Source organism: Floridaenema aerugineum BLCC-F46 (assembly GCF_041929345.1).
Classification (GTDB): Bacteria; Cyanobacteriota; Cyanobacteriia; order Cyanobacteriales; family Aerosakkonemataceae; genus Floridanema; species Floridanema aerugineum.
In genome coordinates, this window is sequence record NZ_JBHFNQ010000040.1 from 55,765 (window position 1) to 65,190 (window position 9,426).

At 38.2% G+C, this 9,426-nt stretch carries 9 protein-coding genes; 8 read left to right on the forward strand and 1 reads right to left on the reverse strand.

All coding sequences use genetic code 11. From position 1 onward, the window contains the following. The first annotated feature begins 128 nt into the window (after positions 1 to 128). From ACE1CC_RS04555 to ACE1CC_RS04570, 4 genes are all read left to right on the forward strand, one after another. Positions 129 to 713: a PAP/fibrillin family protein gene (locus tag ACE1CC_RS04555; protein WP_413269285.1), complete on the forward strand. Its 585-nt coding sequence runs from the start codon at positions 129 to 131 to the stop codon at positions 711 to 713. A 24-nt stretch (positions 714 to 737) separates the two neighbouring features. Beyond that, the gene (locus ACE1CC_RS04560) at positions 738 to 1,529 is read left to right on the forward strand and encodes a PD-(D/E)XK nuclease family protein (protein ID WP_413269286.1); all 792 of its coding nucleotides are present in this window, start codon (positions 738 to 740) and stop codon (positions 1,527 to 1,529) included. Between the two features lie 253 nt (positions 1,530 to 1,782). After that, the gene (gene polA, locus ACE1CC_RS04565; RefSeq protein WP_413269287.1) at positions 1,783 to 4,722 is read left to right on the forward strand and encodes a DNA polymerase I; all 2,940 of its coding nucleotides are present in this window, start codon (positions 1,783 to 1,785) and stop codon (positions 4,720 to 4,722) included. Positions 4,723 to 4,774: 52 nt separating this feature from the next. Beyond that, entirely contained in the window at positions 4,775 to 5,380 is a 606-nt protein-coding gene (locus tag ACE1CC_RS04570) for a GDSL-type esterase/lipase family protein (RefSeq protein ID WP_413269288.1), read from the forward strand. A 1-nt stretch (position 5,381) separates the two neighbouring features. Here the strand turns inward: ACE1CC_RS04570 and ACE1CC_RS04575 are convergent, their stop codons facing one another. Then, positions 5,382 to 6,257 (reverse strand): SDR family oxidoreductase, encoded by an 876-nt coding sequence (locus ACE1CC_RS04575; RefSeq protein WP_413269289.1) that lies wholly within the window; start codon positions 6,255 to 6,257, stop codon positions 5,382 to 5,384. A gap of 117 nt (positions 6,258 to 6,374) precedes the next feature. On the opposite strand from ACE1CC_RS04575, the gene ACE1CC_RS04580 reads away from it, so the two are divergent. The 4 genes from ACE1CC_RS04580 to ACE1CC_RS04595 form a co-directional block, all read left to right on the forward strand. Further along, positions 6,375 to 6,920 (forward strand): thermonuclease family protein, encoded by a 546-nt coding sequence (locus ACE1CC_RS04580; protein ID WP_413269290.1) that lies wholly within the window; start codon positions 6,375 to 6,377, stop codon positions 6,918 to 6,920. A 6-nt stretch (positions 6,921 to 6,926) separates the two neighbouring features. After that, positions 6,927 to 7,787 (forward strand): lysophospholipid acyltransferase family protein, encoded by an 861-nt coding sequence (locus ACE1CC_RS04585; protein WP_413269291.1) that lies wholly within the window; start codon positions 6,927 to 6,929, stop codon positions 7,785 to 7,787. 41 nt (positions 7,788 to 7,828) lie between these two features. Next, positions 7,829 to 9,262 carry a DNA methyltransferase gene (locus ACE1CC_RS04590; protein ID WP_413269292.1) on the forward strand — a complete coding sequence of 478 codons (1,434 nt, stop codon included), beginning with the start codon at positions 7,829 to 7,831 and terminating at the stop codon, positions 9,260 to 9,262. An 11-nt stretch (positions 9,263 to 9,273) separates the two neighbouring features. Continuing rightward, positions 9,274 to 9,426 (forward strand): AvaI/BsoBI family type II restriction endonuclease (locus ACE1CC_RS04595; protein ID WP_413269293.1); only part of this gene is annotated, 153 nt, incomplete at its 3' end.

Sequence of the window (9,426 nt, forward strand, 5' to 3'; positions counted from 1 at the left end):
AATGAGCGTTAAGGGTTGCTTTGTTTCAATATTCAGACAATAAGAGTTTAGCAATTATTGGCCTATTCGACTCTAGTTTTAGATCGGACTATGCTTAGAGGTAAGGAGATCACCAGAGGTGTATAAACATGATTGGCAAGATGGAACTGCTAGAAGCGATCGCCGGGAAAAATCGTGGTTTACTAGCCAAGGAAAATGATAAGCTGGCAATCATGGCTTTAGTTGCACAATTGGAAGACCGCAACCCCACTCCCAGACCAACGGAAGCTACAGATTTACTCGAAGGAAATTGGCGATTACTTTATACTACCAGCCGCGAACTTTTAGGTATTGATAATCTACCGTTGTTTAATCTTGGGCAAATTTACCAATGTGTTCGCACTAAAGATACTAAAATCTACAACATTGCTGAAGTTTCTGGGTTGCCGTTTTTGGAAAGTATTATCAGCGTGACTGCTACTTTTATTCCGGTTTCCGAGCGTCGAGTAAATGTGAGATTCGCTCGGGCGATTAGCGGTTTACAACGACTGTTTGATTATCGCAATCCCGATAATTTTATTCAACAAATCGAATCGGGTAAAAAATTTTTAGGAATCGATTTTGCTATTACTAATCGCGAACAAAAAGGTTGGCTAGACATTACTTACTTAGATGATGATATGCGAATTGGTAGAGGTAATGAGGGCAGCGTGTTTGTATTAAGTAAATCCTGAACCATCGAAAACTTGTAATTGATTATGCGCTTATCCCAAAGACATTTAAACATCCTTTCAAGTTGTCCAAGAAAGTTTCAACATACTTATTTGGATCAGTTTGGTTCTGTGACTACTCCCGAACAGCAAGAAAAGCTGAGTTGGGGTAGTCATTTTCACTTGTTGATGCAACAGCGGGAATTAGGTTTGCCGATCGAATCTCTCTTGCAAGAAGATACTAAAATGCAGCATTCTGTAGTTGCTTTAGTTAGTGCTGCGCCGGAAATTTTAACTCCTAATCCCAACAGCAACAATTTCCGCGACAGCGAACATTTTCGCAGTTTCAATTTTCAAGGTTGCTTGCTGACGGTAGCTTATGATTTATTAATTGCTTCTGAGAAAAAGGCTCAAATTTTAGATTGGAAAACTTATCCAGAACCGAAAAAACGACAAGTTTTAGAAAAAGATTGGCAAACTCGTTTATATTTGTTTGTTTTAGCCCAAACGAGTGATTATAAACCAGAAGAAATCTCAATGACCTATTGGTTTGTCCAATCTAAACCCGAACCAAAAAGTTTAAAGTTTGCTTACAATACAGAGAAACATGAACAAACCAAACAGGATTTAATTCGGTTGTTAAATCAACTCAATTATTGGTTAGAACGGTATAAAATGGGAGAGGAGTTTCCCCAAATTGCGGAAAGTTCTAGGGATTGTAACTTTTGTCAGTTTGGGGTGAGATGTGAAAGGAGTTTAGAAACTCAAGAAGCGGTAATAAATCAAGAAAAAATACTCGCTTTGGCTAATATAGAAGAGGTTCCGCTAGATTTTGGTTAGTAGTAACAGTATGTAGTTGCGCTTTAGCGCTCTTAGAAGAGCGGTAATAAGAGCGCTAAAGCGCAACAGTATGTAGTTGCGCTTTAGCGCTCTTAGAAGAGCGGTAATAAGAGCGCTAAAGCGCAACTACGTACCTGTAATAAGAGCGCTGAAGCGCAACTACGTACCTGTAATAAGAGCGCTGAAGCGCAACAACGTACTTAATTTTAATCTCAATTATCAGAACTAGCAACTTGAGTTAAAATAAATGATTATGTCAAAATCTAACGCTACTGAACCGGAAAATTTGCCCTTGATCGTCCTAGTAGATGGTCACTCTTTAGCCTTTCGTTCTTTTTATGCTTTTGGTAAAGGAAGAGATGGCGGATTAAAAACTAAAAGTGGTATTCCGACAAGTGCTTGTTTTGGTTTTCTCAAGTCACTTTTGGCGGTGATTGAGTCACAAAAACCGCAAAGTATGGCGATCGCATTTGACTTAGGTTTGCCAACTTTCCGCCATGAGGCAGATGACACTTACAAAGCCGATCGCGCCGAAACACCAGAATATTTTATCACTGATTTAAAGAATCTCCACGAATTATTAGATGCTTTTAATTTACCAATTGTAACTGCGCCGAGATATGAAGCGGATGATGTTTTAGGAACTTTGGCGGAACAGGCGAGTGCAGCGGGGTATCGGGTAAAGATTTTGACAGGCGATCAAGATTTGTTTCAATTAGTTGACCCCAAAAAAGGGATTAGCGTTCTCTACTTAGGCAATAATTTCTTACAGCGAGGAAGCAATACCGGACTAACAGAATTTGACCCGGAAGCAGTCAAAGAAAAAATGGGAATTCTGCCAGAACAAGTAGTAGATTACAAAGCTTTATGCGGTGATCCTTCTGATAACATTCCCGGTGTTAAAGGTATTGGTGATAAAACAGCAGTCAAATTGCTTTCTGAGTACGGTACTTTAGATAATGTTTACGCTAATTTAGAGCAAATCAAAGGTGCAAATAAAACCAAATTAGAAACGGGGAAAGATGCAGCTTATCATTCCCAGCATTTAGCTAAAATAGTTGTCGATGTTCCTTTAGAAATTAAATTAGAAGATTGTCAACTTAAAGGTTTTGACACTTCAGTTTTAGAACCGCTTTTAGAAAAATTAGAGTTTAAATCTTACTTAGGAAAAGTTAAACAACTACAGCAAGCATTTGGCGGTGTAGTTGAGGAAGAAAAACCAGAAGTTGTTACCGAGAGATTACCAATTAATGAGGTAGAACTTCCCGACGAATCAGCAGAATTGGACTTTTTCACTTATGAAGAAACCCTAGCTGCACAAAAACAATCTATTTCACCAGTTACGATTCAAATTATTGATACTTCAGCGAAACTCACTGCATTGGTAAAACAGTTAAAAGCTTGTACCAAGGTAACAGTTGCTTGGGATACAGAAACTAGTGATGTAGACCCTTTGTGTGCGGAATTGGTAGGAATTGGTTGTTGTTGGGGAACTAATTCTAATGAAGTTGCTTATATTCCTATTAATCACACATTAGGGGAAAATTTAGAGAAAAGCAAGGTTTTAGAAGCTTTACGTCCGATTCTGGAAAGTGATAAATATCCGAAAGTTTTTCAGAATGCGAAGTTCGATCGCTTAGTCTTCCGTTGTCAGGGAATTAATCTAGCTGGCGTTGTCTTCGATCCAATGTTAGCTAGTTATGTTTTAAATCCTGAAAACAGTCATAATCTCAGCGACTTGACGCAAAGATATTTAGGATTCACCATTAAAAGTTATGAGAGTGTAGTTCCTAAAGGTAAAACGATCGGTGATATAGATATTCCCGTAATTGCTAATTATTGCGGAATGCAAGTTTATGCGACATTCCAGCTAGTTCCCAAACTACGTGAGCAACTGGAAGCAATTCCAACATTGTATAGATTACTGTTAGAAGTGGAACAACCTCTAGAACCAGTTTTAGCTGATATGGAATATGTGGGCATTCGTGTTGACATACCCTATCTCGAAGGACTCTCGAAACAGTTAGAACCGCAATTGGAGGCAATTGAGCAGAAAGCTCGCAATGCTGTTCCTGGTGAGACTTTTAATTTAAAGTCACCAGAACAATTGAGTAAATTATTGTTTGAAACCCTAAAATTAGAGACAAAGAAGTCTCGTAAAACCCCTAAGAAAGGTTTCTACTCTACAGATGTTTCTGTTTTGGAAAAACTGAGAGGAGATCATCCTGTTGTTGATGCTCTCTTAGAGTACCGCACCTTGCACAAACTTTACTCAACCTACGTGGAAGGCATACTCAAAAAAATGCGTCCTGATACAGAGAGGTTGCACACAGATTTTAATCAGGCTATTACCGACACTGGACGCTTATCTTCTTCCAATCCAAATTTACAAAATATTCCGATTGGTACTGAATTTAGCAGACAAATTCGCAAGGCATTCTTGCCGGAAGCAGGTTGGTTATTGGTATCGGCTGATTACTCACAAATTGAGTTAAGAATTTTGGCGCATTTAAGTCAAGAACCTGTGTTAGTGGAAGCTTACAAAAGTAATCAAGATATTCACACTGTTACAGCTAAAATTGTCTTTGAAAAAGAAGATATTACTCCAGATGAACGCCGCATCGCCAAAACAATTAACTTTGGGGTAATTTATGGCATGGGTGCAATGAGATTTTCCCGTTCTACCGGAATTAAAAAGACAATTGCTACTGATTTTATCGAAAAATTCAACACCCGTTATGCCAAAGTGTTTGAATATTTGGAAAGAATGAAACGGGAAGCTATAGCCAAAGGTTATGTAGAAACAATTAAAGGTCGTCGGCGTTATTTTAACTTTGAAGGTGGTAGTTTACGCGCTTTTAAAGGTAGTAACCCCGATGAAGTTGATTTGGCAAAATTGAAGAACATGGGACAAAATGACGCACAACTTTTGCGTGCGGCTGCTAATGCGCCAATTCAAGGTTCTAGTGCTGATATTATTAAAATTGCAATGGTGAAATTGCATGAAGTTTTACGCAATTATCAGGCGCGATTGTTGTTACAAGTGCATGATGAATTAGTGTTGGAAGTTCCTCGTTCTGAGTGGGAAGAGTTGCAACCAAAAATTCGAGAAACGATGGAAAATGCACTACCTTTAAGTGTTCCTTTGGTGGTTGATGTTCATGTGGGAGAAAATTGGATGGAGGCAAAGTAGAAAATGTAAGCGATTATCTGACTCACATAAAAGTGTTAAAAATATCATAAAAATGGCTTTATCTAATGTCCGAATTTGCTTTGTTGGTGATTCGTTTGTGAATGGAACTGGTGATTCTCAATGTTTGGGTTGGACGGGAAGAATTTGCAGTGCAGCCATTAAACAAGGTCATGATATTACTTACTACAATTTGGGGATTAGAAGGGAAACTAGTGCTGATATTGCGGGACGTTGGTTAGAGGAGGTTTCGCGGAGATTGCCAGAAGATTGCGATCGCAGAATCGTCTTCTCTTTTGGTGTAAATGATACCACAATTGAAAATGGTAAACTCCGCGTTGAATTGAGTAAAACTAAAGAAAATACTCAGCAAATTTTGTCTGTTGCCAAAACCTCATTTTTTGTATTAATGGTAAGTCCGCCTCCGATTGCAGAAATAGAACAAAACAGCAGAGTTGAAACTTTATCTCAAGAATTAGCGATTATTTGTCAGCAGCTAAAGGTGCCTTATTTAGATGTTTTTACACCTTTGCAAAAATCAGAAGTTTGGCTGAAGGAAGTAGCAGCGAATGATAGTTACCATCCCAATGCAGCAGGTTACTTGGAGTTTGCTAATTTGGTGCAGAACTGGGATGCTTGGCAAAGTTGGTTAAATAGTTAAACTAAACTTTTCCTCGTAACTGTTCTAACTCTTCTCGTAAACTCAAAGGTTGATATCCCAAAGCAAAAGCTTTGTCACTATTTAACGAAACATCTTTAGATCTAGGTGCTGCCATTGGCACATCTTTTTGCAAACAAGCTGTTAGTTTATCTTGGGGAAGTTCCAATATTTCTGCCATTAATTTACCAAATTCATAACGGGATATGCGTTCTTTTCCGCCTAAATGAATCACTCCGTTAACTTTTTCTAAAGCTAGTAAAAGTCCGCTAGCAGCAGTTTTACCACTAACAGGTGTTCTACATTCATCGGTGAATAAACTTAACTCTTTTCCTTCTCTGAGCATCTTGATAAATGGTTGAATAAAACTAGTTGCTTGTGGTGATGGAATGCCAAACATTAACGGCATTCGGCAAACTGCTGTTTGCGGGTATCTGGCTAACATTTCTTGTTCCGCTAAGACTTTTTGTTCGCCGTAAATGTTCACGGGAGAAACTGGATCTGTTTCTTGGTAAGGCGGATTTAAACCATTAAAAACTAAGTCGGTGGAAGTGAAGGCGCAAGGGATAGAATAGTCAGCACATAAACCAGCAATGTTGCTAGAAGTTGTAACATTAATTATTGCAGATTCTTCCGGGTGAGTTTGGCAAAAGTTGGGGTTAGATTGTGCGGCGGTATGAATAACTGCTGTTGGTTGAATTTGCTGAAATAAATTTTTGAGTTGCTCAAAATCTCGTAAATCAACTTTTATTAAATTTACATTACTCATTTCTACAGTTTTGCTAAAGTAAGTGCCGTAAACTTGCCATTCTTCTTGAGCGAGTTGGCAAAGGTTCCATCCTAAAAAACCACTAGCGCCAGTAACTAAAAGTTTTTTCATTCTATCACCTGAATTCACCAGTAAAGTTAATTATCGCTTATGTATCGGATCTAGAAAAGTTCGCCAAAATAGAAATATCTGTGTAAACCCTGTTGTTTTTGTGGTAAATATAAATACATGATTCACTTTCACAAATTGATTCCGATCGCACTAGTTCTAAGTTTAGCCGGATGTAACTTATTTCCGGGTCAAAATACTTACATGGTCAAGCGGGTGAGTGATGGGGATACGATCGCTGTCAGTCAAGGCGATAAAAGTAATGTTACTGTCCGCTTTGCCTGTATTGATGCGCCGGAAGTTCCTCATTCCAATCAGGAAAAGAATAGCCAAAAGTTAGTGGATAAAAACCAGTTTAATTGGGGAGTTAAAGCAAAAACAAGAGTGCAGCAGTTGGTTAATCAAGGAGGCGATCGCGTTATCTTGAATATCACCGATACCGATCGGTACGGTCGGCAAATTGCCGAAGTTCGTTTACCTAATGGTACCTTCATTCAAGAAACTTTAATTCGGGAAGGTTTAGCATTAGTCAATCGTCCTTATCTCCGATATTGTCCCAGTAAAGAGATTATTGAACAAGCAGAAACAGATGCAAAAAAAAATTTACGTGGTGTTTGGAAAGACCCCCAATTCGTTGCGCCTTGGGATTATCGGCGCATTAAATAATAAAGTATGAAAAACCATAAAAATCAACAATTATTAACAAGACCGGGATGGTCTTTAGAACGGCGAGAAGAAGCAGTTATTAAATCTTTGATGCCAATTTGGGGATGGCTTTACCATGAATATTTTCGGGTAAAAACTAGCGGTTGGTCACAAATTCCTCCGGGAAAAGTGATGTTTGTTGGTTCTCATAATGGAGGATTAGCGGCACCAGATATGTTTATGATGATGTACGATTGGTTTCAGAGATTTGGCTTTTCTCGACCAGTTTATGGTTTAATGCACCCTCATGTTTGGAAATATGCTTTGCCACTAGCGCAGTTAGCGGAAAAAGCCGGAGCAGTTATGGCTCATCCGAAAATGGCGATCGCAGCTTTCCACCAAAATGCCAGCGTGTTAGTTTATCCGGGTGGCGCAGAAGATGTTTTTCGTCCCTATAATTTACGCCATAAAATTTATTTTGCCGGACGCAAAGGATTTATTAAATTAGCATTACGAGAAGCAGTACCAATTGTTCCGGTAATTTCTCATGGTGCTCACGAAAATTTTATCGTTTTGGCTGACATTTACAAACAAATACGCCAATTACATGAGTGGGGAATGCCTTGGTTATTTAATATCGATCCGGTAGTTTTTCCGATTTATTTAGGATTACCTTGGGGAATCGGAATTGGCCCTTTGCCTCATATTCCCTTACCAGTACCAATACAAACTCGTGTTTGTGCGCCAATTATTTTTGAACGCTATGGAAGGGAAGCAGCGATCGATCGCCAATACGTTGATTACTGCTATGAAAAAGTTTGTTTTCTCATGCAACAAGAATTAGATGATTTAGTCAAAACAGAAGAACTTTCTGATCACGAAAGTTAGTAGTTTGTAGTTGATAGTGGAAGTTTATAGGGCTTACGCAAATGTCAAAACTAGCCAGTGTTTCCGATTCTATTTCTCAAATAGAAAACCAGAATCTAGCAGAAATTGACAACCTCGATCGGCAGTTATTTGAACATTTTCAAAGTAAATTTGTAATTCAGCCCTCACTTACCCGTCCTTTAGTTAGCTTTCAGGCTAACAAAATTAGACCTATTTATCGATGGTACAAATATAAAGAAGCCTTCTCAGCATCACTTGTTGAATATTTATTGCAAAAATATAGAATTACTCAAGGGAAAATTTTAGATCCCTTTGCAGGTAGTGGTACAGCTTTATTTGCTGCTAGTGAGTTAGGAATTAATGCTGATGGTATTGAGTTATTAGCGATCGGACAACAAATTATTACTACAAAACAGCTATTAGATACTGAATTTACCTCAGAGGATTTAGAAAGATTGAAAATTTGGTATAAATTACAAGTTTGGCAAGAATGCGAAGAAAGAATAACATTAAAGGAATTAAATATTACTAAAGGTGCTTATCCCGAAACAACTAAAGATTGGATTGAAAGATATCTGGGAGCTTGTCAGCTAGAAAATATTAGAGTCAAAACAGTTTTACATTTTGCTTTGCTTTGTATCTTAGAATCTATAAGTTACACCCGCAAAGATGGTCAATATCTTCGCTGGGATTATCGCTCCGGGCGTGGATTAGGCAAAACAAGTTTTGATAAAGGGGAAATATTAGAATTTAATCAAGCTATTACAGATAAACTTGCAGAAATTCTCAGTGATTTAGCTCCAGCAACACAACAATTAGAGCTTTTCCCAATCAACATTATTCCCGGTAAAATTAATCTTTATAAAGGTTCTTGTCTTCAGGTTTTGTCACATCTACATGAAACTGAATATAGTGCGATAATTACATCTCCACCCTATTGTAATCGATATGACTATACCCGTACTTATGCCTTGGAATTAGCCCTACTTGGCATCTCTGAAAAAGAGTTAATCAAGCTGCGCCAAGAAATGTTAAGTTGTACAGTCGAAAATAAAGCCAAAGATTTATTAACAATCAATCCATCCTGGAAAACAGCATTAACTATTGCTGATGAACAAAGTTTGTTGCAAAGGATTTTGAATTATTTAGACTTGCAAAAAGAACAAAGTAAATTAAACAACAAAGGTATCCCCAGAATGGTTAGGGGATATTTCTACGAGATGGCTTGTGTGATTCAAGAATGCTTCCGAGTTCTTCAGCCTGGAACACACTTATTTATGGTTAATGATAATGTGCGCTATGCAGGTGTGAGTATTTCAGTAGATATGATTCTCTCTGACTTTGCGGAAAAAATCGGGTTTACTGTTGAGAATATCCTGGTTTTACCTGGTGATAAAGGCAATAGTAGTCAGCAAATGGGAAATCACGGACGCGAACCCTTACGAAAGTGTGTTTATGTATGGAAAAAGCCGTAATTTAAATTCTTATGTTTTCTTATCGCCAACATCTTCAATCTAGTGACGATCTGGTTACAACATATCAAGCGACTCGTGCAGGTTTTGTTGCTTTGGCGCTGGAAAAAAATCGACGTGCTACACCATATATTGCAGAAGCAAGGGTACTTCAAGAAGCAGCTTCT